The organism is Myroides sp. LJL115 (assembly GCF_054871665.1).
Map to the genome: position 1 here is coordinate 15,430 of NZ_JBTXLS010000012.1, position 22,478 is coordinate 37,907.

Consider the following 22,478-nt stretch of genomic DNA (forward strand, 5'->3'; position numbering starts at 1 on the left):
CAGGCTAGGTATTTTACTTAACAATAGAGACTATTTTAAGTTGTTGAAGTTTCTTTTGATAAAAGCAGTTAATTCTTCTCCTTTTAGTAGACCTTGAGATAATTTAGCAAGATCTAAAGCTTGTTTGATTTGAACTGTTCTAGCAGCTTCATCTGTATTATTGATAATAGCACTCGCTAAGTCCGAGTTTGTATTTACACTGATATTGTAAATTTCAGGGAAGTTACCCATACCAAACATACCACCGCCACCATTTTGGCTCATTTCTTTCATACGACGCATGAACTCTGGTTGAGTGATAATAAACGGCTCCTCTTGGCTATCTAAAGACTCTAATTTTACTGTATATCTTTCTTTAGGAACAATTGCCTCTACAATAGTCTTTAATGAATCTTGCTCATCTTGAGATAATCTTGAGATTTCTTGCTCGTCCTTTTTAATTAAGTTACTAATGTGATCAGAATCTACACGAGTAAAAGTAAGATCTTGGTTCTCGCTTTCCAATTTTTGGATTAAGTGAGAAACAATTGGTGAATCAAGTAATAAAACTTGGTAGCCTTTGTTTTGAGCAGCTGAAATATAGCTGTGTTGTGTTTCTTTGTTAGAAGCATATAAGATAACTAATTTACCATCTTTATCGGTTTGGTTATCTTTAATTTTTTCTTTTAACTCTTCAATTGTGAAGTAAGTATCCTCTACAGTAGGGTACAACATAAAGCCTTTTGCTCTATCGTAGAATTTATCTTCTGAAAGTACTCCATACTCTAAAACAACTTTGATGTCGTTCCATTTTTTCTCGAAATCTTCTCTGTTTTCAGTAAATAATGATTTTAATTTATCAGCTACTTTACGAGTAATATAGCTAGATATTTTTTTCACATTACCATCAGCTTGCAGGTAAGATCTAGAAACGTTTAAAGGAATATCTGGAGAATCAATTACTCCTTTTAACATCGTTAAGAAATCCGGTACAATCCCCTCTACGTTATCTGTCACGAATACTTGGTTTTGGTAAAGTTGGATTTTGTCCTTTTGCATTTGCATATCTGCATTTAACTTAGGGAAGTATAAAATACCAGTTAAGTTAAAAGGATAGTCCACATTTAAGTGAATATGGAATAAAGGATCTTCGAATTGAGTTGGGTATAACTCTTTATAAAACGCTGTATAATCTGCATCTGTTAATTCAGAAGGCTGTTTTGTCCAAGCTGGGTGTGGGTTATTGATGATGTTGTCTTTTATGATTTCAACATCTCCTTCTTTTTCAGTAATAGTACCAAATTTAATCGGCACAGGCATAAACTTGTTGTATTTCACTAATAACTCTTCGATTTTAGCATCCTCTAAGAATTCTAAAGAATCTTCGGCTATATGCAATACAATCTCTGTACCTCTATCTGTTTTATCACACTCTTCTAAAGTATAAGTTGGGCTTCCATCACATGTCCAATGTGCAGCAGGCTCATCTTTGAAAGATTTAGTGAATATTTCTACTTTATCAGCAACCATAAAAGCAGAATAGAAACCTAAACCAAAGTGACCAATAATTCCAGTGTCTTTTGCGCTGTCTTTATATTTTTCTAAGAACTCTTCAGCTCCTGAGAAAGCGACTTGGTTGATGTATTTTTCAACTTCCTCTTTTGTCATTCCAAGACCTTGGTCTTTAATGGTAAGAGTTTTATTTTCTTTATCTATTTTAACTTCGATAATTGGATCACCGTATTGTGTGTCGGTTTCTCCAATACTAGTTAAATGTTTTAATTTCAAAGTCGCATCCGTTGCGTTGGAAATTAATTCTCTTAAGAAAATTTCATGGTCGCTATATAAGAACTTTTTGATTAATGGAAAGATATTTTCCACCGTAACGTTAATTTTTCCAGATGTCATAAGAATGATTTTATTTATTTGACAATTAATTTACTAAATTTACAGTAATGAGGTCAAAAAAGGTGCCGAATCAATTTAAGCTGTCATTTTGGCATGCTTTTAGTGGACAAGGATGCATAATTCGGAAATTATTACATATTTAAAAAATAAGCGGATGAAAAAATTATTTTATTTTGGTGCAATTGCACTATTTGTAGTCTCTTGTAAGCCTACTATGGATACAAAAAGCCAGGTAGGGTTAAAGGGAAGTTGGACTTTAACTAAAGTATCTCATATAGGAGGGGAATTTGTAAAGGTAAATTCTTTCAATATAGCAGATGCAAGTTGTTTTCAAGGAAGTCAGTGGAAGTTTGTTTCAAACAATAATACTGGTTCTTTAGCTTTAAATCAGGGTGGGGACTGTCCTAATTTTGATAGTAACTTTATGTGGAGCATTACTCCAAATGGTCTGTTCGAATTTAAGTTTGTAGACCAAGGGGAAAAAGCAAAAAATGTTACTACAGGTTATTCCTTACAACTAACTAATCAAACAGGTTCTAGTTTTGATTTAGTAGACCAATTTTATTCAGGCGGACAAAGTTATAATGTAACTTATCACTTTGTTAGAAATTAATCCATAATAAATAGTAAAGATGAGAAAATTAGCGACAGTAGTATTGGCTTCGACTTTAATGGTAACAAGTGTTAGTTTTACAGGTTGTGAGTCTGTTAAAAATACAAATAAAACCCAACGTGGTGCTGCAATTGGAGCAGCCGGAGGAGCTATTATCGGAGGGATTCTAGGAAATAACCTTGGTAAAGGTGGGAATGGAGCCTTAGGAGCTATTCTTGGTGGAGTAGTCGGTGGAACTGCTGGTGGAATTATCGGTAATAAAATGGATAAACAAGCTCGTGAAATCGAGCAAACCATTCCAGGGGCTCAAGTGGAGCGTGTTGGTGAGGGAATCAAATTAGTTTTAGGGGAAAACTCTGTAAACTTTGATTTAAATAAGTCCTCTTTAACTCCAAAGGCCAAAGAGAATTTAGATAAGCTAGCTGCTGTATTCAAACAAGAACCTAATACAGATATAAGTATTTATGGTTATACAGATAATACAGGTAGAGAGGAATACAACTTAAGTCTATCTAAGCAGAGGGCTGCTTCTGTGAAACAATATTTAGCTCAACAAGGGGTTGCAGCTAACCGTATGACTACTGATGGTCTTGGAATTGCAGACCCGATTGCTTCTAATGATACAGAGGCTGGGCGTGCAAAAAACAGAAGAGTAGAGTTTGCTATTCGCGCAAACCAACAAATGATTCAAGATGCTCAAAACCAAGCAGGAGCACAATAATTTTAGAAATAAAACAAATTTAAAGCCGCTTTGCTAATTCCTTAATGGGAAAGTAAAGCGGCTTTTTTAATTTAGTTGTCTCTTAGTTAATAACAATAAGTTCATTTTCTTTATTTAAGGTATATCTCTTACCTATTTTCGCATTTGGCAATCCAAGGGCATTAGAAAGATCTTGTGTCATCTCTAGTGTTTTATCCTGTGGTAGATAAAGGGTATAATCTAAGATGATATCCTCCCGATCCACTGTAGGTAGAATATCCTTAAGGGCCGATGTTGCTAAAAATAAGGTATCTCCATTTTGCTTGGTTACTTTCCAGTCTTTTTGCCAAAGTGAGTTTTTGAAAGCATCTCTTTTTTGTTTCACAATTGCTTTGATATAGATTTGGTCTTGCATAGTTGGACTAATAGAAATAGTAAAACTTTGCAATGGGTTTTGTTCTATGGAAGTAGAATCTTCTAAAAAAGAGGGGTTCTTAAAGGCAACTATAACATGGTCTGTGTTTGGTAATTCTTGGGTGTAGAAATTACTTTTTCGTTCTTCATTTGTTGTTATTCTATAACCATAGCCAACTTGCATATTATTAATTCTATAGTTTTTACTGTTTATTGTGAAATTAGTAATATTAGCTGCAAGAGGAAGGGAAAAGTAAAAAATACTACCTATCCACAATAGTAATAATAAAAGTATAGTCCAACCTACATATTTTAAATTGCTATATATAAGTCGAAGACCTAAGATAAATAATCCAATAATTGGTAAAGCAAAGAAAAAGAAGATTCCTAGAGTAAGTTGATGCATAGATTCAGGCATCAAACCAAGCTTTTGAGATAGAATTTGACTAGGAATAAAATCATCTTGTAAAAGAGCTAGAGATAGAACTAAAAGGATAGGAATAAACATTAAAGTACTGATTATAATAAAAACAATACCAAAAAATTTACTTAACCACTTACCTGAGCTTTCTCCAACTCCCCTAGCTCTTTCTTTTATAGGGTCTATATCTAAAGAATTCACTTTTTTTTGGAATTCATCCATGTTTTTCTTCACACTATTTTGTATGGTGTCAATATTGATGGGCTGACCTTCCATTTGCAGAATTTGTGCTGTAGTTCTAGCTGGTGGAATAATAATCCACAAGATGAAATACAAAAGAACACCAGTTCCAAAAAATAAAACTAGCACCACAAATATAACACGCAGCCATACTGGATCAATTTGGAAATAATGTCCAAGTCCACTTAGTACTCCACCAAATACTTTGTTTTGGGTATCTCTATATAGTCTTCTAGGTGCGATATAGGTATAATTCTGGGATTGTTCCTTTGGCTCATCTTCTAAGGAGTAATCTCCAGGATTTCCCATTATTTGAATAACCTTTTCTACTTCTTTTAAAGTAATAACTTGATTATTAGGGGTTAGAAAGTCAAAAAATAATTCAGCCACCCTAATTTCAATATCGTGTATAATCTCATCTCTTTCTTCTAAAGGAAAAGTGGATTTTATTGCTTTTAGATAATTATCTAACTTTATATAAGCGTTTTCTTCTATATGAAATACACTTCCTGCAATATTTATGGTTAGCGTTTTATTCATTGGAATTAGTTTTAGAGGTTATTTTTTCAACTGCCATGGATAATTCATTCCAGGTCTTCGCTAATTCACCTAAGAATAATTCTCCTCTTTGCGTTAATTTATAATACTTACGCGGTGGTCCTGAAATAGATTCTTCCCATCTATACGATAAGTAATCATCGTTTTTTAATCTAGTTAATAGAGGATAAACAGTTCCTTCTACTACCACGAGTTTTACGGCTTTTAATTCATCGAGAATCTCTGAGGTATAGCAATCTTTATCCTGTAAGATACTTAAGATACAGAACTCTAATATGCCCTTTCTCATCTGAGCCTTAGTGTTTTCAATATTCATTTGTACTAGATTTATTGTGTAATACAAATATATAGCTAAAAACAGGTACTTTGTATTGCATAGTACTAAATATTAACATAATTTTAACTAAGATATGTTAGTATGCTATCTTTGATTTTTATTGTATATTTAGTAAAAATACTCGTAATATGAACTTTACTGTCCCAAATGTTAATCGTTTTTTATTTTTCAAGTTACCATCGGCTTATTGGTCTGGGGTACGACTTCGTTTTCTGTCTAATGAAAATGCTACTACTAGTGTTCGCTTTAAATGGTTTAATCAAAATCCCTTTAAATCCATGTATTTTGCGGTGCAAGCCATGGCAGCAGAATTGTCTACTGGAGTCTTAGTTATGCAAAAAATTCAACAAAGTGATTATAAAATATCTATGTTGGTTTTAAGTAATAAAAGTTCCTTTACAAAAAAGGCTGTAGGAGTAATTACCTTTAAGTGCAACGACGGCTTAAAAGTAGATAAAGCTATTAAACAAGCTATAGAAAGCCAAGAGGCAGTAACCTTTTGGATGCAAAGTATAGGTAGAGATCATAGTGGGGAACAGGTTAGTCAAATGGAATTTGAATGGACCGTTAAAGTAAAACCAAAGAGAATATGATCGTTTTAATCACTGGAGCTACTGGATTAATTGGCAAGGCTTTAGTGCAGAGTTTATTAGACTTGGATTATAAGGTTAATTACCTAACCATGGATGCCAATAAAGTTAGCGGGGTTTTTACCGATGCCATAGGATACCTTTGGAATCCATATGAGGGTGAAATTGACCTGAAGGCTTTAGACCAAGTACAAGTAATAATCCATCTTAGTGGTAGTAATATTGCGGGTCCTTGGTCTAAAAGAGGAAAAAAGCGCATTATGGATTCTAGAGTGATTCCCGGTGAGTTTTTACAAAAAACCTTGGATAGAGTACCCAATAAGGTAAGGCAAGTTATTTGCGCTTCTGCTATTGGAATATATCCCGATACTAAAGATTGGCAAACGGAAGTAACCCAAATCTATGGGGAGGATTTTCTGGCTGAAGTTGTCCAAAAATGGGAAGAGCAAAATTGGAAATTTCAAAAAGATAATAGGATAGTAACTATTTTGAGAATAGGACTTTTCCTAGATAAAAAAGGTGGCGCTCTACCCAAGATGGCCCAGCCAATTAAAATGGGCGCAGGTGCAATTCTAGGTAGTGGTAACCAAGAGTATAGTTGGATACATCACCAAGATTTAGTTCGCTTGTTTATTTTTGTACTTGAGCACAATTGCCAGGGAGTGTATAATGCAGTGTCTCCAAATGTGGTGACAAATATGCAGTTCACTCGCACTTTGGCAGAAGTTCTAAAAAGACCACTATTGCCTTTTAAAATACCAGCATTTGCCATAAAGCTATTATTGAAGCAAAAGTCCATTTTAGTTTTACAAGGCCAAAAGGTAAGTTGCCAAAAGGTTTTAGAGAGTGGATTTGAATTTAAGTATCCTGACTTAAAAATGGCTTTAGAGCAAATATATTACAAGTAATTACCAGTTTTGTCTGTTTTTTTATGCCAAAATTAGAATTAATCCGATACTTTAAAGTGTCATTATGACAGCACACCTACCTTGGCAAAGGATTTGCTATTAAACAACCTGATGAAACTTTTAAAATAATTATTCTATAGATATGGATTCTAAAAAAGATATACACACAGAGCAAGATGCTTCTACGAACAATTCTCAAGAAGTGAATAATCAAGAAATGAATAACAAAGAAGTTAATTCTCAAGAGGAAAATACTGCAACACAAGAAGCAAAAATTGCACAAGAAACAGAATTAACTCCTGAGGAGCAATTAACTGCGAAGTTGACAGAGGAAAAGGATAGATACTTACGTTTGTTTGCTGAGTTTGAAAACTTCAAAAGAAGAACCTCAAAAGAGCGTATTGAGTTATTTAAAACAGCTGGACAAGATGTTATTCAAAGTCTATTACCAGTTTTAGATGATTTCGATCGTGCTATTGTAGAGCTTGAAAAAGAAGGAGATAGTGAGCATTTAACTGGTGTAAAATTAATTTCTACTAAACTTAGAGATACTTTATCTATCAAAGGTCTTGAAGAAGTGGAAATTAAAAGTGGAGACGTATTCAATGTAGATATTGCTGAGGCAGTTACACAAATTCCAGCAGGAGATGAGTTAAAAGGAAAAGTTGTGGATGTAATTGAAAGAGGATACAAATTAGGTGATAAGATTATTCGTTTCCCTAAAGTAGTAATTGGCCAATAGTTTTCGAATAAAATAAATTAATAGATCTACAAGATGAAAAAGGATTATTACGAGATACTTGGTGTTGATAAAAGTGCTGATGCGGGAGCTATTAAAAAAGCTTATCGAAAAAAAGCAATTCAATTCCATCCTGATAAGAACCCAGGGGATAAAGCAGCGGAAGAAAAATTTAAAGAAGCAGCTGAGGCCTATGAGGTTTTAAGTGATGCAGATAAAAAAGCTAAGTACGATCAATACGGACATGCTGCTTTCGATGGAAGCGGTGGTTTTGGAGGATTCGGCGGACAAGGCGGACACATGAACATGGACGATATATTCTCTCAATTTGGGGATATTTTCGGAAGTGCTTTCGGTGGTGGTGGCTTCGGTGGTTTTGGTGGACAAAGCCAAGGAAAAAGAGCTGTTAAAGGAACTAGCCTTCGTATAAAAGTAAAATTAACTTTAGAAGACATTGCAACTGGAGTTGAGAAAAAAATAAAGGTAAAACGCAAGGTACAAGCACCAGGAGTTACCTATAAGACTTGTCCTACTTGTAATGGTACAGGACAAGTGGTAAAAGTAATGAATACTATGCTTGGTAGAATGCAAACAGCTGCTACATGTGAGACATGTGGTGGAAGCGGTTCTGTAATCGACCATAAACCTCAAGGAGCAGATAAAGAAGGTATGATTCTTCAAGAAGAAACCGTATCAATAAAAATTCCTGCAGGTGTAGCAGATGGTATGCAATTAAAAGTAAGTGGTAAAGGTAACGAAGCGCCAAGTAAGAATAGTGTACCAGGAGATTTATTGGTTGTAATTGAAGAATTAGACCACGATACTCTGAAAAGAGAAGGAGAAAATATTCATCTTGATCTTTATATTAGTTTTGCTGAAGCAGCTTTAGGAGGTTCTAAAGAAATAGAGACAGTTACTGGAAAAGTACGTATTAAATTAGAAGAAGGAATTCAATCTGGAAAAATTTTACGTCTTAAAGGTAAAGGAATTCCAAGCCTAAACGGATATGGAACAGGAGATCTTTTAGTACATGTTAATGTATGGACTCCTAAGAAGTTAACTAAAGAGCAACGTGAGTTCTTCCAAAAGAATTTAGAGGATGCTAACTTTAAACCAGCTCCGTCAAAAAGTGACAAATCTTTTTTTGAAAAAGTAAAAGAAATGTTTTCTTAATTGGAAAATTAGTCCTACTTTTGGCCTACACTTATTAAACAGTGGATTTTCTTTTTCATAGCAATTTTTCCCAACCTTATTTTTAATAAGGTTGGGTTTTTTTATGGCTATTGTGAAAGCTGTAAAAATGTTCTATTTTTGATAGAATTATTCAACTTTATCAATAAATTAATTCGTTATTTATTTATGCAACCCATATTAGAAGTAAAAGACGTTGTTAAAAAGTATGCCGATAAAACAGCTTTAGATCATGTATCCTTAACTGTTCCAAAAGGCAGCATTTATGGTTTGCTAGGGCCAAATGGTGCTGGGAAAACTTCCCTTATTCGTATTATAAATCAAATTACATATCCCGATAGTGGCCAGATTATTTTAGATGGCCAAGTCCTCAACCCTGTTCATATTAAAGATATTGGTTATATGCCTGAGGAAAGAGGGTTATATAAGAGTATGAAGGTAGGCGAGCAGGCCATGTACTTAGCCCAACTAAAAGGAATGAGTAAACAAGAAGCTAAAAAGCAATTGACCTATTGGTTTGATAAATTGGAAATCGGACACTGGTGGGATAAAAAAATACAAGAGTTATCTAAGGGGATGGCTCAAAAAATACAGTTCGTAGTAACGGTATTACACGATCCTAAATTACTTATTTTGGATGAGCCTTTTTCGGGTTTTGACCCAGTTAATGCCAATCTTATTAAAGATGAAATTATTGAGTTAAAGAAAAAAGGTACTACTGTTATATTCTCTACACATCGCATGGAAAGTGTAGAAGAAATGTGTGATGATATTGCCCTAATCAACAATAGCCACAAACTAATAGAAGGAAAGTTAGTAGAGGTGAAAAAACAATTTAGAAGTAACTTATATCAAGTAGGACTTTTAACTAAGGATGTTCAAAAAGTAATGCTTGCTTTAAGTCAAGAGTACAACATTGAGCCAACTAGCTTTAAAACATTAAACCAAGAGTTACAGTTATTAGTAGATTTAAAAGGAAAACTACCTAATGATTTATTAGCTTTATTATTTGAGCATGGACAAGTAACCCACTTCCAAGAGCAATTACCGAGTGTAAATGATATTTTTATCCAAAGTGTAAGTAAATAGTTTATGAGCGTTTTATCTTTAATTATTAAAAGAGAATTTATTGCCAAGGTGCGCAATAAAGCTTTTATCGTGATGACCTTTTTGGGTCCTGTATTTTTTATATTGCTTTCGGGTCTTATTGCTTATTTAAGTAGTATGAATGCAAATATCAAACAAATTGCCATTTATGATCCAAGCGGTATATTTATAGAGGAATTTGAAAGTAATAGAGAATATAATTATTCTGATGTGTCCTTAATCGATGTGGGTATCTTAAAAGAAAATGTACAACAGGAAAAGTACGATGGTCTTTTATATATCCCTTTACAAGATTCCATTGCTAGCTACCAAAATACTATTGCCTATATTTCTAATGATAGCCCTAGTTTAAGCTTTGTAAGTAAAGTGGAATTACTTTTAAACAACAAAATAACCCATATTAACTTAGAGAATAGCGGTTTAGATATACAGAAAATAGATGCTGCAAAGGCGGATGTGAATCTGATTTTGCAAAAAAGCTCTGGAGAGCAAACCATTAAAGGTCTAAATGAAATTAAAGTGATTATAGGTGGGCTTTTTGGCTACTTTATTATGATGTTTATTATCATTTACGGAAATATGGTAATGCGTTCGGTTATTGAAGAGAAAACCAATCGTATTATAGAAATTATTATTTCTTCTGTAAAACCCTTCCAATTGATGATGGGTAAAATTGTAGGTACTTCTTTAGCGGGTATATTACAATTTGCTATATGGGGAGTGTTAGCTGTTGGTTTTACTTTTTTAGCTAGTGTTTTATTTGGAATCAATACCATGGGATCTACCCAAACAATAGGGGAGTTGCAAAATGTAGGACAAGGGGCAAACCCAGCTTTAGCCTTAGAATTGCAAAGTTATATTAGTGAAATTCTATCTCTGCCTTTATTCTCATTGGCCTTTTATTTTATACTATATTTCATAGGAGGGTACTTCCTTTATAGCTCTTTATATGCAGCAATTGGGGCGGCAGTAGATAATGAAACAGATTCTCAGCAATTTTTATTGCCTATTTTATTACCTTTGATGCTCGGAGTATATATCGGCTTTTTTACCGTAATGAATGACCCTCATGGAAGTGTTGCTACTATATTTTCAATGATTCCTTTCACCTCACCGATTGTAATGCTAATGCGTATACCATTTGGTGTGCCTGTTTGGCAAGTGATTTTGTCCTTAGCAATTTTGTTTGGTACATTCTTACTTGTAGTTTGGATGGCGGCAAAGATTTACCGCATTGGAATCTTAATGTATGGGAAGAAACCTTCTTGGAAACAATTGTATAAATGGTTACGCCACTAAGGAAATACATTAATCCGTAAAGGATTGATTCCTTATTTTCTATGTAGAATGTAAAGGTATTTGCTTCTAAATAAATGGCTTTAAATAATAGAGTATGAAATTAAAAAAAATAAACCAGCAGTTAATGGAAAACTTAGCAAATCAAGGATTTACTGAGCCAACATTAATGCAAAAGAAAACTTTTGGTAGAATTAAAAGTGGGCAAGACTTTGTTATTTATGCTCCTTCTGACCAAGGTAAAACAATGGCTTTAGTTATTGCGGCTTTGCAATGTACTGAAGAGCCAGTACACGACATGTTATCTACTCGTGTTTTAATTGTAGTAAAAGACAGGGCAGAGGTGCAACATTTACTAGACGAATTTGAGCGTTTTAGCTATAGAATGGATGTGTCTGTTTATGGAGTACATGATCACTCGGATTTAGATGAAGATAAAAACCAATTGTCTTTAGGTAATGACATCCTAATCGGTACGGCAAATCGTTTGAATGAAATGTTTTCTTCAGCAGGTTTTGATGTAAATCGATTAAAGATGTATATTATTGACGATTTAGATGTTCAATTAAGAAATCGTCTTGAGCCACGTTTGTTCCGCTTATCGGAAAGTATTGGTAAAACGCAACGTGTTTACTTTACAACAACAGATACAGAAAATCTTGAATATTTTGTAGATAAAACAATGAGTGAAGATGTAGAGTTCTTAGACTTCTATCCAGAGGAGGAGGAGCAAGAATTTGATCAATAAGAAATAGAATATATACTATTCTAATATATAAGGTAGCCTACTAATTTAGTAAGCTACCTTTTTTAGTTTAAAGCCATTAGAAGGCCTACAATGATATACATAATCAGAATGGATATAAAAGTAGCTGTTCTTTTTTGTAATGCAATTTTAAAGGGAATTTTACGAACCATTGTATCTCTTATGAAGCGAATAAATACAATTAAAAAAGCCACTAAAAAGCAGTATTGCACAATAGTTTCTAAAGACTCTATACTACCTAAAGGAGTATTTTGTGCAATAGTGGAGCTTAAAGATAAAAATGGTATAGACATGCCTTTGGAGTGGTTATGATTTTTGTTGTATTAAAGTTATTAAATATAAATGGTTTATTCAAAACCAAGTTAACGCAAAGTAAGATACTTTTTGTTTTTATAGTTGCAGTAGCTGCTTTTACTGCATTGCTTTGCTATGGAAGTGTTTTGTGTTTTAAAGAGTTGTGAGGCTTTCTAAATTATGTATACCTATAAAAAATATAAGCGTATCAGCGGATAAGTTAATATCTGAAGTAGATATAATCTTGCAAGATCAAAAGGTCGGTGGAGGTTCCAAAGGTACCTTGGGAAACCCTATGTCTAATGTGGAGATAGGAATAACTCCTGTTGTTTAATCACTGGCATGGATGGGGCTTCTACAGAAATAAAAGTAAATAATGGCCCTAATTAAAAATATTCTCTACAGATAAATGATTATTCTAAATTAGTTAAAACTCCTAATGAAATAGTTACAATAACTTTTATTATAAGTAATTTAAATAATGAAAAAGGTTATAATTTTCAGAGTAGCTTTAAGCGGTTTATAAGCTTTTTTATTTACTCAGATTACTCACAGTCAGACCATAGATGGAGATGGACCTCCTTGGAGCTTTTCTATACCTACAATAGAAATAGCTGGGGCAGACTATCTACAAGAAATAGAATCTACCTATTCTAACTTATACTTTCAGGTGAAATTCCAGATGGCCTTTTACAAGTATTAAGTGGGAAAAGTCATACAAATAAAAATGTCTTATAAACATACTGGCCTTGATATCCTAATTTAAAATTGTTTGCTCAACGTACAGGAGGTAATAATCCAACGATTGTTGGTCTATGTTTAATATGTTCTGCTAAATATGATTGTAACAAAAAATATATTGAAATACCCAATGTAGGGAGAAGTTACTTTATTTAGTATAGAATACAGTATACCTGTTGGATTATTTCCAACTATTAAGTTTAGCGGTGTAAGTGTACGAACTAACTACAAGATATTTCTGTTACTACACCGGTAGATAACTAGGCTGCAACAGTATATTTTACAATAGAATCAAGATAATATCAACTACTTTTTGAGGGGAAGTATAGATATCTATGCTTAAATTATAATACTAAAATGAAGCCTATCCAATAGGTGTAAGAGGTGTAAATTTGATGTAAGTTTCTTATTTACATGGGGAAAAGGTATAAAAAAAGACTTAAATCAGAAGATTTAAGTCTTTTTACTTGTAGCGAAGACGGGAGTTGAACCCGTGACCTCAGGGTTATGAATCCTGCGCTCTAACCGACTGAGCTACCTCGCCAAGGCTTTGCAAAGACAGCTTATTACTGCAATGCGAGTGCAAATATAGGGCTATTTGTAAGGTTTACAAATCTTTTTCAGAGTATTTTTTAATAAAAATCAATGTGCTTATGTAAGTGGTTTTTTATGAGATACTTACGGTAGGTGATTTTTTAAAATAGAAGAATCTTCTTGAGCGATAGATAGAGCAGTTTTATAGCAAGGGTAAAATATTTTGCCAACATATTTTATAGGTATAAAAAAAGACTTAAATCAGAAGATTTAAGTCTTTTTACTTGTAGCGAAGACGGGAGTTGAACCCGTGACCTCAGGGTTATGAATCCTGCGCTCTAACCGACTGAGCTACCTCGCCAAGGCATTGCAAAATGCAGCTTATTGCTGTATTGCGAGTGCAAATATAGGGCTATTTGTAAGGTTTACAAATATTATTAGGAGTATTTTTTTAAACAAATGTGTTTTTAGTATTAAGTCATTTATTCTGAATTGTTTACTATTTACGTTTTTTGCATTCTTTTTTATAAAAATGCGGATAGTTGCTTTTTTTTCTAAAGATAGCCCTTGTGTTTAAATGATTAAACTTAGCTGGCTTTTCGGGTATAGAGCTAAGGGGGTAAATGTTAAATGTTTGATTAGACGTCAGTTAAATTCTGCTATTTCAAGTAAAGTTATTATATTAGGGAAACAAACCTAAAACTTTAAAACCAATGGAAAAGACTATCAAATTCCCAGAATTCAAAAAAAAATATGACAACTATATAGGTGGAGAGTTCGTTGCGCCAGTTAAAGGGAAGTACTTCGAATCTATTACTCCAATTACAGGTAAAGCTTTTGCTGAGGTTGCTCACTCTTCGGAAGAGGATTTAATTTTAGCGGTTGATGCAGCTGATAAAGCATTTACGACATGGAGTAAAACTTCTGCTGCAGAACGTAGTGCTATTTTAAATAAGATTGCAGACCGCATGCAAGAGCATTTAGAATATATCGCTACTGTAGAAACTATCGATAATGGAAAACCAATTAGAGAGACTTTAAATGCGGATATTCCACTAGCTATTGATCACTTTAGATATTTTGCAAGTGTTATTCGCGCGGAGGAAGGGTCTTTATCTGAGTTAGATAAAAATACCGTTTCTTTAATTGTATACGAACCAATTGGAGTAGTGGCTCAGATTATTCCATGGAACTTCCCAATTTTGATGGCTGTTTGGAAATTAGCTCCAGCTTTAGCTGCAGGAAATGCAGTAGTTTTAAAGCCAGCCGAAAGTACTCCGGTATCTATTATGGTATTAATGGAGTTAATTGGAGATATTGTTCCTAAAGGAGTGATTAATGTTGTAAATGGTTTTGGAAGTGAATTAGGGCAAGCACTCGTAACTAATCCTAAAGTTAGAAAAGCTGCTTTTACAGGAAGTACGCCAACAGGAAGATTAGTGATGCAATACGCTACAGAGAATATCATTCCAGTAACTTTAGAATTAGGAGGTAAATCACCAAATATCTTCTTTGAATCTGTGATGGATCAAAATGATGCATTCTTGGATAAGGCTATTGAGGGAGCTGTACTTTTTGCTTTCAACCAAGGTGAGATTTGTACTTGCCCATCTAGATTATTAATCCAAGAGAGTATTTACGATAAGTTTATCGCTAAGGTGATTGAGAGAGTGAAGGCAATTAAGTTTGGTAACCCACTAGACCCAACTACAATGATGGGCGCTCAGGCTTCTAAGATGCAGTACGATAAGATTTCTTCTTATTTAAAATTAGGTAAAGAAGAAGGAGCAGAGGTTCTAGTAGGAGGTAATGTAAATAAACTTCCTGGAGAACTTGCCGAGGGGTATTATATCGAGCCAACATTATTTAAAGGAAACAATAAGATGAGAATCTTCCAAGAAGAGATCTTCGGACCTGTATTGGCAGTAACTACCTTTAAAGATGAAGCAGAGGCAATTGAAATTGCCAACGATACTTTATATGGTTTAGGAGCTGGAGTATGGACAAGAGATGCTCATCAGCTTTATCAAGTACCTAGAGCTATTCAAGCTGGACGTGTTTGGGTAAATAATTATCATGCTTATCCTGCTGGAGCTCCTTTTGGAGGATATAAGCAATCGGGAATCGGAAGAGAGAACCATAAAATGATGTTGGATTATTATAGACAAGCTAAAAATATGCTTATCTCTTACGACAAAAATAAATTAGGATTTTTTTAAAAGGTAATTCTCTATGGAAAAGGTAAGCCGAATAGATGTAACTCAAAAAGCAAAGGATTTAATCCAAGAGCTAGCCCAAGAGCATGGAGAACTTATGTTTTACCAAGCAGGAGGATGTTGTGAGGGTACTCAACCCATGTGTTTTAAAAAAGGAGGGTACTATCTAAGGAGAAAGGATGTGAAAATTGGTAGTATTATGGGATATGATTTTTGGGTAGACAGAGATTTATTCGAATACTGGAAACATGCCCATTTTACCATTGATGTATTTGATGGCTTTGGAACAGGAGGATTTTCTTTAGAAATCCCAAAAGGAAAAACCTTTAAAGTTATTTATCGATTATTCACTCCTGAGGAATTAGAAAATCTAGAGGATCTTGTTATTAATCCTTAAAAAGGCGAAAATTTTTTCAAAGAATATATCTTAAAATAGAAAAGAGCTACTGTATTTAAAATACGATAGCTCTTTTTTTGTAGCGAAGACGGGAGTTGAACCCGTGACCTCAGGGTTATGAATCCTGCGCTCTAACCGACTGAGCTACCTCGCCAAAGCAATGCATTGAGTTGTCCAATGCGGATGCAAAAGTAATAAAATGTTTTTTTAAAACAAAGGCTTATTGTGGTGAAAAACATTTTTTTATTTGAAATAAATGTCTATATTCGAAAAACTAAAACACAAAAGCTATGAAAGAAAAGTACGAACTAGAATTTTCTATTAACGCTTCACCGCAATTATTGTATCAATATGTATCGGACCCTTCGGGTTTAAGCGAATGGTTTGCTGATAATGTTAATTCTAGGGGTGAGCTATATTCTTTTGCTTGGGGAGACTCTGTAGAAAAGGCTAAACTAGTAACTAGAAAAACGGACGAGCGCGTTCGTTACAGATGGTTAGACGAGGAAGATAACGAAACAGAATACTACTTTGAGATCCGCATCACTAAAGATGAATTAACCAAAGATGTTACTTTGACTGTAACAGATTTTGCTGAAGAGGATGAGGTTTCCGAGAGTAAGCAATTATGGGAAAATCAAATCAGTGATTTAAAACAAGTATTAGGTTCAGCTTAATATTTAGATAAATAAAACATATATTTGCCGTTAATAGTAATCAGAAAAAAACACTATGATTAATGTTAACGGCAAACTTGTTTCTACAGCAGACATTTCTTTAGAAACCAATAGAGGTTTTTTATATGGGGATGCTGTATTTGAAACAATTAAAGTACTGGATAATAAAGTACTTTTTTTAGAGGACCATTATTTTCGATTAATGTCTTCTATGCGTATTTTACGTATGTCTATTCCAATGGAGTTCACCATGGAATATTTCCAAGATCAAGTTATTGCATTAACTAGCACTTTGGATAAAGAGGTAAAAAGCTATAGAGTACGTTTTACTTGCTATAGACAACCAGGTGGTACCTATTTACCTACAACAAGACAAATTGGATATATCGTTACTGCAGCGCCTTTACAAGACCCTTTATACACCATTGATGAAAAGCGTTACGAGGTAGAATTATATAAAGATTTTTATGTGAGTAAAAACCTTCTTTCTACTTTAAAAACAACCAATCGCTTGATTAACGTAACAGGTAGTATTTTTGCAAGTGAAAACGATTATCAAAACTGTTTATTGCTAAATGAGGAAAAAAGCGTCATTGAGGCTTTAAATGGCAACTTATTTGTGGTGAAAGACAAGGTGGTTAAAACTCCAGATTTAACCCAAGGTTGTATCAAAGGAGTAATGCGTAAGCAGATCATTGAACTATTAGAAAAACACCCAGATTATACTTTAGTAGAAGAGCCTATTTCTGCCTTTGAATTACAAAAGGCAGATGAGATGTTCCTTACAAATGCTATTGTAGGTATTCAGCCTATTACACAATACCGTAAGAAGACATATGGTAATACGCTTAGTAAAGATTTAGTAAATAGATTAAATGCAAAAATCCGACTTCTTTAATTGAAGTTCGGATTTTGTGGAGCATTTTGCCATACATCGTATTTTGAACCAAGAGCTTGAATGGTCTTTTTCCAAAAATCTTTACTATTTTGATGGAAAAGTTCTTCTGGATTGGTGATGTTGGATTTTATCCAAAAGTTATCTTCAAGTTCATTATTTAACTGTTCACAATCCCAACCAGTGTAGCCAAGAAAGAAACGTAGGTTTTCTTTTTTTATTAATCCTTGGTTCAACAAAGAAAAGATCTGTTCATAATCTCCTCCCCAGTACAATTGGTCTTGAATTAATTGACTATCGTGGATAAGTTCAGGTACGTTGTGAATGCAAAATATTTTATCTTGTTCCACTGGTCCTCCGTCATATACTGTAAAGCTAGCTTGCGCACTTGGAATTAATTGGTCTAAGGTTAAGTCCATTGGTTTATTTAGAATAAAGCCAATAGAACCTTCGCTATTTTGATCAGCTATAAGAATAACTGTTCTAGAAAAAGGCGCATCTAAAGGATTAGAAGAGGGTAGAGATACAATGATATCTCCTTTGGTTAACGAGCTTGAAACAGACATAAATAACGGTATTAAGAATTGATAGCTTAATTAAATATAACAAAAAAGCCTCATTAAACAAATAATGAGGCTTTTAATATTTTATAAAATATGCTTAAATGTAAGCAGTCGTCAATAAAAAATATTATTTATTAACAGCTGATTCTAATTCAGAACCTGCTTTGAATTTTACTACTTTTTTAGCTGCAATTTTGATAGTTTTTCCTGTTTGTGGATTTCTTCCCTCTCTAGCTGCTCTTTCTGAAATAGACCATGATCCAAACCCTACTAAAGAAATCTTATCTCCTTTAGCTAAAGTTGTTTCAATATTCTTTAAAAAAGATTCTAATGCTTTTTTTGCTGCTACTTTGCTTATTTCTGCATCTTTTGCGATTGCATCAATTAATTCTGTTTTGTTCATAATAATTTTTTTAAAAGGTTGATTTCTAAACGTCCTTATTACAAATTTAGGGTTATTCTGTTATAAAGCAAGTTTTTGGCTAAAAAAAAACGTTAAAGTTAGCTTTTCTTTAAAGGGTTAAATTGCAATAATGTAGTAAAACATAATAAAGTGTTGATTTATAGTATGTTAAAGTGCTTTTGCGTTTGGACTTAACGTAAAGCCATTTAGTAACTCCTTGGTTTCCATTGGTTTTTTACCAGGTAATTGTAAGCGTAAAATTTCTAAGAAACCATTGCGTACTGCGATTTTTAATTCTTTCTTAGTGGTGATAATTTGGCCTATACTATAGGAGTGGTTTTCTTCTATAAAACGAGATTCATAGATTTTTACGCTCCATAATTGATCTTGGTCTTGGAATTCACACCATGCACTTGGATAAGGAGACAAGCCTCTAATGTGATTGAATATTTCCTTACCTGATTTTTGAAAATCTATTTTACAATTATCCTTATTTAATTTATAAGCTGTTTTTGTATCTTCACTTGGTTGCAGAGTTAACTTTACTTTATTCTCTTGAATTAATTCTAAAGTATCTAAAACTGTATCGGCTCCTAATAACATTAACCTATCATGTAAAAGACCTGCGCTTTCTAAAGGCATAATAGGAGTTTCCTTTTTAAGGATGATAGCTCCGGTGTCGATCTTTTCATCGATAAAGAAAGTTGTAACTCCTGTTTTTTTCTCTCCATTGATAATAGCCCAGTTAATTGGGGCAGCTCCTCTATAATCAGGTAGAAGGGAAGCGTGTAAGTTAAATGTTCCATACTCTGGCATTTTCCACACCACCTCTGGAAGCATGCGAAAAGCAACTACCACTTGTAGGTTTGCCTGGTAAGATTTCAACTCTTCTAAAAAGGCTGGGTCTTTTAAGTTTGTTGGCTGAAGTATTGGTAGCTCATGCTCTAAAGCATACTCTTTAACTGCAGAATATTTGATTTTTTGCCCTCTTCCAGCTGGTCTATCCGGAGCTGTTATTACTCCAACAATGTTGTAGTTGTTTTGGTATATAGCATCTAGGATACCCACCGCAAAATCAGGGGTTCCCATAAATAGAATTCTTAGATCTCTCATGTGTTTATTAGTTTAAAACTATAGGTTACAAGTATACATTTTGAATGTGGGTGGATCTTGTAGGTCTTATAGGTATTTTATTTGTTTTTATTTTTAATACAACTACTACAGATTTGACAATCCTCCATGGTGGGTTGATCAAAATATTCTAAGAGTAGATTGTTTTTACATTTAGTATCGTCTTGTATATATTTTAACACCCATTGAAATTGTGCGGTTTTTAAGGCATTGTATTTCTCTAGATAAACAAAAGTACGATATAGAGTTCTTTCTTGCTCATATATCTCATTAAAAAGAATAGATAAGTCATTGTTTACTGGAGTGTAATTCACTAATTCTTCTTGATGCCAAGCTTGTAGAAACTGATTTATTTGCTCTGGTGTTATTTGATTTTCTTGGGCTAATGCCTCAATGGCTATTTCCTGTTCTTGATCATAAACACCAGGATAAGTACTTAGTATCTGTAAAAGGATTTGTTCCTCAATAGGGTCTTGTTGTACAAGGTCAAATAACTCAGCTGTAGAGCCCGTTAGCTGTAGCCTTGGATTTTGTATAAAGTTTTGGGTGAATTTGATAATTCCTTGACGATCTAAAAATTGTAAGGCATTGAATGCTTGTAAGGTGTTGAATTTATTTCGTTTACAAAATGTATTGAAATTAAAGCTATAGCGCTGGTTGTATCCCTCTCCGTAAGCAATGTTTAAAAAGTTGTTTAGCTTTTTGTAAATCAACTTTAAAAATTCTTTATCAAACAATGTAGAATTAAAAAAGTCTTGACTGGTTTGTATTTCTTCTTGCTCCACTAAAATGCTACAAAAAGCTCTATTGCCATCTCTCCCTGCTCTTCCTGCTTCTTGGTAATAGTTTTCTAGGTTTTCAGGAAATTGTACGTGAATTACGTTTTTGACATTCTCCTTGTCAATACCCATACCAAAGGCATTAGTAGCCACTATAATTGGTGTGGTTTGATCTAGCCACTGTTTTAAAACTTTTTTCTTTTGTGTTGCTCCTAAACCTCCATGGTAAAAACTGGTCTTAAAACCTAAGCTATTTAGCGCCTGGGCATAGTTTTGGGTTTCTTTCCTATTTCTTACATAGATAATTGTAGGGGCATAATTCTTTTGTAGTATTTTTTGTATGATTTCTACTTTGTCCTTTACTTTATATACCCCATAAATTAAGTTTTCTCTATAGAAACTTTGCTCAAATATATTGGGATTATCCAATTGAAGAATTTGACATATATCCTCTATAACCCTTTTATTGGCTGAACCTGTCAGGGCAATAATAGGGGTGTTTTCAAAATGTGTTTTCAGATTTGTTAGCTTTAAGTAAGCTGGACGGAAATCATGACCCCACTGAGAAATACAGTGCGCCTCATCAATAGCAATAGTTTGAATAGAGAGCTTTTTTAAACGCTCTAAAATCCAATCTTGTTCCAATCGCTCTGGAGAAATATAGATAAATTTGTAGTTGCCATATTGGCAATTATCAAACACTGCATCTATTTCATGCATAGGCATTCCTCCAATTATGGCAGTTGCTTTAATCTGCTTTTGGTTCAAATTTTGAATTTGATCCTGAATCAAAGCAATTAATGGACTTACCACAAGACAAATACCTGGTTGCATTAAAGCAGGAATTTGAAAACAAATACTCTTACCGCCTCCTGTGGGTAGTAGAGCAAAAGTATCTTTTTTGTCCAATACTGATGCAATAATTTGCTCTTGTAGTGGTCTGAAACTTTGGTGTTTCCAATATTTTTTTAAGACATCTAAGGCATTTGTTAGCATAGTAGAATAACAAAAAAAAGGAATAAATATAATTGTAAAAATACGAATTTTTTGACATACTTAAAAAGGCTTATAGTCAGATACTATAAGCCTTTATGTTAAAATATAAATATTTTTTATTATATTCGGTCAATGATAAATTTCATTCGGTTTTCCACTGTGTCTTTAGGTACTTCAATTAAGTCGTAACCATAAGTTTTATAAGTGGAAACTAAATGCTGGTGTATCTGTGATGCTTGGTCAAAGTTTTCATATCTTTGTTCATCGCTCACATATATTCCCTCCCAAGGAGGAAGTAAGAATATTTGATGATATACATGTTTTTTACACGCAGAATCAAAGCTCTCTGGGTAGGAATCTCCTTTGTAATGCATATAGGCTAATACATCTGGAATTCCACGATCGATAAATACAACCTCTGCCTGCTCTTGGCATGCATCTTGATGTTGTTTGATTCTTCCCTCTAGTAGTAGTTTACTAAAAAGTAATGGTTCAGTAAGAAATAGATTATCAATACCTTGTTCTTGCGCTTGCTTGGTAACGGCCCTAGAAATTTCTGGGAAGCATACATAGCCATGTTTAGATAGCTCGTCAATAAGCGTAGTTTTCCCTGAACCTGGACCTCCTATTATTAAGATGATTTTTTTATTCATTTCTGCGGTAAATATCAAAGGTGCAAAAGTACAAAATATACTTATTAACGAAAGAGTTTTAACTACATCTTTTGAAAAAACTAACATTAAAATTGATTATATTTGCGTAATAAATACATTATGGACGAAAAAACAAAAGACTTCTACAAGCGTCTACAAGATGAGCTTGAGAAAGATATGACCTGGCCAGGAGCTTATTTATTTAAATTTATTGTACCTGGTGATCCAAAAAACCTTGCATTAATTGAAGAGGTTTTTGACAATACAGATGCTCAAATACAAACCCGTAATTCAAGCAATGGTAAATTTACCAGTGTTTCTATAAAGGTTACTATGGATAGTTCTCAGCAAATTATTGATAAATATATTGCTGTATCTCCTATAGAGGGTTTGATTTCTTTGTAAGATAAAGTACTTATCAATGGATAGATA

General features: G+C 33.6%; 23 protein-coding genes and 3 tRNA genes. 14 read left to right on the forward strand and 12 right to left on the reverse strand.

From position 1 onward, the window contains the following. Positions 1-30: 30 nt before the first annotated feature. Positions 31-1,887, reverse strand: coding sequence for a molecular chaperone HtpG (gene htpG, locus ACYSNX_RS04680; RefSeq protein ID WP_461753530.1), 1,857 nt, complete (start codon positions 1,885-1,887; stop codon positions 31-33). 154 nt (positions 1,888-2,041) lie between these two features. On the opposite strand from htpG, the gene ACYSNX_RS04685 reads away from it, so the two are divergent. Continuing rightward, positions 2,042-2,500 (forward strand): lipocalin family protein, encoded by a 459-nt coding sequence (locus ACYSNX_RS04685; RefSeq protein WP_461753531.1) that lies wholly within the window; start codon positions 2,042-2,044, stop codon positions 2,498-2,500. A 19-nt stretch (positions 2,501-2,519) separates the two neighbouring features. Further along, entirely contained in the window at positions 2,520-3,221 is a 702-nt protein-coding gene (locus ACYSNX_RS04690) for an OmpA family protein (RefSeq protein WP_461753532.1), read from the forward strand. 82 nt (positions 3,222-3,303) lie between these two features. Here the strand turns inward: ACYSNX_RS04690 and ACYSNX_RS04695 are convergent, their stop codons facing one another. Together ACYSNX_RS04695 and ACYSNX_RS04700 are read right to left on the reverse strand one after the other, a co-directional pair. After that, positions 3,304-4,815 carry a PspC domain-containing protein gene (locus tag ACYSNX_RS04695; RefSeq protein WP_461753533.1) on the reverse strand — a complete coding sequence of 504 codons (1,512 nt, stop codon included), beginning with the start codon at positions 4,813-4,815 and terminating at the stop codon, positions 3,304-3,306. Then, positions 4,808-5,149, reverse strand: a complete 342-nt coding sequence (locus tag ACYSNX_RS04700) for a PadR family transcriptional regulator (RefSeq protein ID WP_461753534.1) — start codon at positions 5,147-5,149, stop codon at positions 4,808-4,810. Before ACYSNX_RS04700 ends, ACYSNX_RS04695 begins: the two co-directional genes overlap by 8 nt. Before the next feature lie 149 nt (positions 5,150-5,298). On the opposite strand from ACYSNX_RS04700, the gene ACYSNX_RS04705 reads away from it, so the two are divergent. The 7 genes from ACYSNX_RS04705 (at position 5,299) to ACYSNX_RS04735 (ending at position 11,749) form a co-directional block, all read left to right on the forward strand. Next, complete coding sequence (locus ACYSNX_RS04705) at positions 5,299-5,763, forward strand: DUF4442 domain-containing protein (RefSeq protein WP_461753535.1); 465 nt, start codon at positions 5,299-5,301, stop codon at positions 5,761-5,763. After that, positions 5,760-6,668, forward strand: coding sequence for a TIGR01777 family oxidoreductase (locus tag ACYSNX_RS04710; RefSeq protein ID WP_461753536.1), 909 nt, complete (start codon positions 5,760-5,762; stop codon positions 6,666-6,668). The genes ACYSNX_RS04705 and ACYSNX_RS04710 overlap by 4 nt, the downstream gene beginning before the upstream one ends. A 142-nt stretch (positions 6,669-6,810) precedes the next feature. Further along, complete coding sequence (locus ACYSNX_RS04715; protein ID WP_461753537.1) at positions 6,811-7,410, forward strand: nucleotide exchange factor GrpE; 600 nt, start codon at positions 6,811-6,813, stop codon at positions 7,408-7,410. 33 nt (positions 7,411-7,443) lie between these two features. After that, positions 7,444-8,580: a molecular chaperone DnaJ gene (dnaJ, locus tag ACYSNX_RS04720; protein ID WP_461753538.1), complete on the forward strand. Its 1,137-nt coding sequence runs from the start codon at positions 7,444-7,446 to the stop codon at positions 8,578-8,580. Positions 8,581-8,766: 186 nt separating this feature from the next. After that, positions 8,767-9,687: an ABC transporter ATP-binding protein gene (locus ACYSNX_RS04725; protein ID WP_461753573.1), complete on the forward strand. Its 921-nt coding sequence runs from the start codon at positions 8,767-8,769 to the stop codon at positions 9,685-9,687. Positions 9,688-9,690: 3 nt separating this feature from the next. Next, positions 9,691-11,004: an ABC transporter permease gene (locus ACYSNX_RS04730; protein WP_461753539.1), complete on the forward strand. Its 1,314-nt coding sequence runs from the start codon at positions 9,691-9,693 to the stop codon at positions 11,002-11,004. A 94-nt stretch (positions 11,005-11,098) separates the two neighbouring features. Next, a complete protein-coding gene (locus tag ACYSNX_RS04735; RefSeq protein WP_461753540.1) occupies positions 11,099-11,749 on the forward strand; it encodes a DEAD/DEAH box helicase in 651 nt (216 codons plus the stop codon). A gap of 62 nt (positions 11,750-11,811) precedes the next feature. Here ACYSNX_RS04735 and ACYSNX_RS04740 read toward each other — a convergent pair whose 3' ends face one another. The 3 genes from ACYSNX_RS04740 to ACYSNX_RS04750 form a co-directional block, all read right to left on the reverse strand. Beyond that, positions 11,812-12,060 (reverse strand): hypothetical protein, encoded by a 249-nt coding sequence (locus tag ACYSNX_RS04740; protein WP_461753541.1) that lies wholly within the window; start codon positions 12,058-12,060, stop codon positions 11,812-11,814. Positions 12,061-13,272: 1,212 nt separating this feature from the next. Further along, a tRNA-Met gene (locus ACYSNX_RS04745) sits at positions 13,273-13,346 on the reverse strand. Between the two features lie 277 nt (positions 13,347-13,623). After that, positions 13,624-13,697, reverse strand: a tRNA-Met gene (locus ACYSNX_RS04750). Positions 13,698-14,049: 352 nt separating this feature from the next. Here ACYSNX_RS04750 and ACYSNX_RS04755 point away from each other — a divergent pair. Continuing rightward, the gene (locus ACYSNX_RS04755) at positions 14,050-15,555 is read left to right on the forward strand and encodes an aldehyde dehydrogenase family protein (RefSeq protein ID WP_461753542.1); all 1,506 of its coding nucleotides are present in this window, start codon (positions 14,050-14,052) and stop codon (positions 15,553-15,555) included. 13 nt (positions 15,556-15,568) lie between these two features. Further along, positions 15,569-15,949, forward strand: coding sequence for a DUF779 domain-containing protein (locus ACYSNX_RS04760; protein WP_461753543.1), 381 nt, complete (start codon positions 15,569-15,571; stop codon positions 15,947-15,949). Between the two features lie 80 nt (positions 15,950-16,029). Here the strand turns inward: ACYSNX_RS04760 and ACYSNX_RS04765 are convergent. Further along, a tRNA-Met gene (locus tag ACYSNX_RS04765) sits at positions 16,030-16,103 on the reverse strand. A 136-nt stretch (positions 16,104-16,239) separates the two neighbouring features. Here ACYSNX_RS04765 and ACYSNX_RS04770 point away from each other — a divergent pair. Further along, positions 16,240-16,626, forward strand: a complete 387-nt coding sequence (locus ACYSNX_RS04770; protein ID WP_461753544.1) for an START-like domain-containing protein — start codon at positions 16,240-16,242, stop codon at positions 16,624-16,626. Between the two features lie 55 nt (positions 16,627-16,681). Beyond that, the gene (locus ACYSNX_RS04775) at positions 16,682-17,524 is read left to right on the forward strand and encodes an aminotransferase class IV (protein ID WP_461753545.1); all 843 of its coding nucleotides are present in this window, start codon (positions 16,682-16,684) and stop codon (positions 17,522-17,524) included. Here ACYSNX_RS04775 and ACYSNX_RS04780 read toward each other — a convergent pair. From ACYSNX_RS04780 to ACYSNX_RS04800, 5 genes are all read right to left on the reverse strand, one after another. After that, entirely contained in the window at positions 17,521-18,087 is a 567-nt protein-coding gene (locus tag ACYSNX_RS04780) for a YqgE/AlgH family protein (RefSeq protein WP_461753546.1), read from the reverse strand. The genes ACYSNX_RS04775 and ACYSNX_RS04780 overlap by 4 nt on opposite strands. Before the next feature lie 124 nt (positions 18,088-18,211). Beyond that, positions 18,212-18,526, reverse strand: coding sequence for an HU family DNA-binding protein (locus ACYSNX_RS04785; RefSeq protein ID WP_461753574.1), 315 nt, complete (start codon positions 18,524-18,526; stop codon positions 18,212-18,214). Positions 18,527-18,655: 129 nt separating this feature from the next. After that, on the reverse strand, positions 18,656-19,600 hold the full coding sequence (fmt, locus tag ACYSNX_RS04790) for a methionyl-tRNA formyltransferase (protein WP_461753547.1): 945 nt from the start codon (positions 19,598-19,600) through the stop codon (positions 18,656-18,658). Positions 19,601-19,677: 77 nt separating this feature from the next. Further along, entirely contained in the window at positions 19,678-21,393 is a 1,716-nt protein-coding gene (locus tag ACYSNX_RS04795) for a RecQ family ATP-dependent DNA helicase (RefSeq protein ID WP_461753548.1), read from the reverse strand. A gap of 119 nt (positions 21,394-21,512) precedes the next feature. Next, positions 21,513-22,046 carry an AAA family ATPase gene (locus ACYSNX_RS04800; protein ID WP_461753549.1) on the reverse strand — a complete coding sequence of 178 codons (534 nt, stop codon included), beginning with the start codon at positions 22,044-22,046 and terminating at the stop codon, positions 21,513-21,515. A 120-nt stretch (positions 22,047-22,166) separates the two neighbouring features. Between ACYSNX_RS04800 and ACYSNX_RS04805 the strand changes: the two genes are divergently transcribed. Continuing rightward, positions 22,167-22,451 (forward strand): DUF493 family protein, encoded by a 285-nt coding sequence (locus ACYSNX_RS04805; protein ID WP_461753550.1) that lies wholly within the window; start codon positions 22,167-22,169, stop codon positions 22,449-22,451. The last annotated feature ends 27 nt before the right edge of the window (positions 22,452-22,478 follow it).

Bases quoted from the DNA above. Each gene is read 5' to 3' on its own strand.
- ACYSNX_RS04735 (WP_461753540.1), top strand. From the start codon at position 11,099: ATGAAATTAAAAAAAATAAACCAGCAGTTAATGGAAAACTTAGCAAAT.
- ACYSNX_RS04725 (WP_461753573.1), top strand. From the start codon at position 8,767: ATGCAACCCATATTAGAAGTAAAAGACGTTGTTAAAAAGTATGCCGAT.
- ACYSNX_RS04730 (WP_461753539.1), top strand. From the start codon at position 9,691: ATGAGCGTTTTATCTTTAATTATTAAAAGAGAATTTATTGCCAAGGTG.
- dnaJ (WP_461753538.1), top strand. From the start codon at position 7,444: ATGAAAAAGGATTATTACGAGATACTTGGTGTTGATAAAAGTGCTGAT.
- ACYSNX_RS04705 (WP_461753535.1), top strand. From the start codon at position 5,299: ATGAACTTTACTGTCCCAAATGTTAATCGTTTTTTATTTTTCAAGTTA.
- ACYSNX_RS04690 (WP_461753532.1), top strand. From the start codon at position 2,520: ATGAGAAAATTAGCGACAGTAGTATTGGCTTCGACTTTAATGGTAACA.
- ACYSNX_RS04710 (WP_461753536.1), top strand. From the start codon at position 5,760: ATGATCGTTTTAATCACTGGAGCTACTGGATTAATTGGCAAGGCTTTA.
- ACYSNX_RS04770 (WP_461753544.1), top strand. From the start codon at position 16,240: ATGAAAGAAAAGTACGAACTAGAATTTTCTATTAACGCTTCACCGCAA.
- ACYSNX_RS04700 (WP_461753534.1), bottom strand. From the start codon at position 5,149: ATGAATATTGAAAACACTAAGGCTCAGATGAGAAAGGGCATATTAGAG.
- ACYSNX_RS04795 (WP_461753548.1), bottom strand. From the start codon at position 21,393: ATGCTAACAAATGCCTTAGATGTCTTAAAAAAATATTGGAAACACCAA.
- ACYSNX_RS04715 (WP_461753537.1), top strand. From the start codon at position 6,811: ATGGATTCTAAAAAAGATATACACACAGAGCAAGATGCTTCTACGAAC.
- ACYSNX_RS04780 (WP_461753546.1), bottom strand. From the start codon at position 18,087: ATGTCTGTTTCAAGCTCGTTAACCAAAGGAGATATCATTGTATCTCTA.
- ACYSNX_RS04755 (WP_461753542.1), top strand. From the start codon at position 14,050: ATGGAAAAGACTATCAAATTCCCAGAATTCAAAAAAAAATATGACAAC.
- fmt (WP_461753547.1), bottom strand. From the start codon at position 19,600: ATGAGAGATCTAAGAATTCTATTTATGGGAACCCCTGATTTTGCGGTG.
- ACYSNX_RS04685 (WP_461753531.1), top strand. From the start codon at position 2,042: ATGAAAAAATTATTTTATTTTGGTGCAATTGCACTATTTGTAGTCTCT.
- ACYSNX_RS04695 (WP_461753533.1), bottom strand. From the start codon at position 4,815: ATGAATAAAACGCTAACCATAAATATTGCAGGAAGTGTATTTCATATA.
- ACYSNX_RS04740 (WP_461753541.1), bottom strand. From the start codon at position 12,060: ATGTCTATACCATTTTTATCTTTAAGCTCCACTATTGCACAAAATACT.
- ACYSNX_RS04775 (WP_461753545.1), top strand. From the start codon at position 16,682: ATGATTAATGTTAACGGCAAACTTGTTTCTACAGCAGACATTTCTTTA.
- ACYSNX_RS04800 (WP_461753549.1), bottom strand. From the start codon at position 22,046: ATGAATAAAAAAATCATCTTAATAATAGGAGGTCCAGGTTCAGGGAAA.
- ACYSNX_RS04805 (WP_461753550.1), top strand. From the start codon at position 22,167: ATGGACGAAAAAACAAAAGACTTCTACAAGCGTCTACAAGATGAGCTT.
- ACYSNX_RS04760 (WP_461753543.1), top strand. From the start codon at position 15,569: ATGGAAAAGGTAAGCCGAATAGATGTAACTCAAAAAGCAAAGGATTTA.
- htpG (WP_461753530.1), bottom strand. From the start codon at position 1,887: ATGACATCTGGAAAAATTAACGTTACGGTGGAAAATATCTTTCCATTA.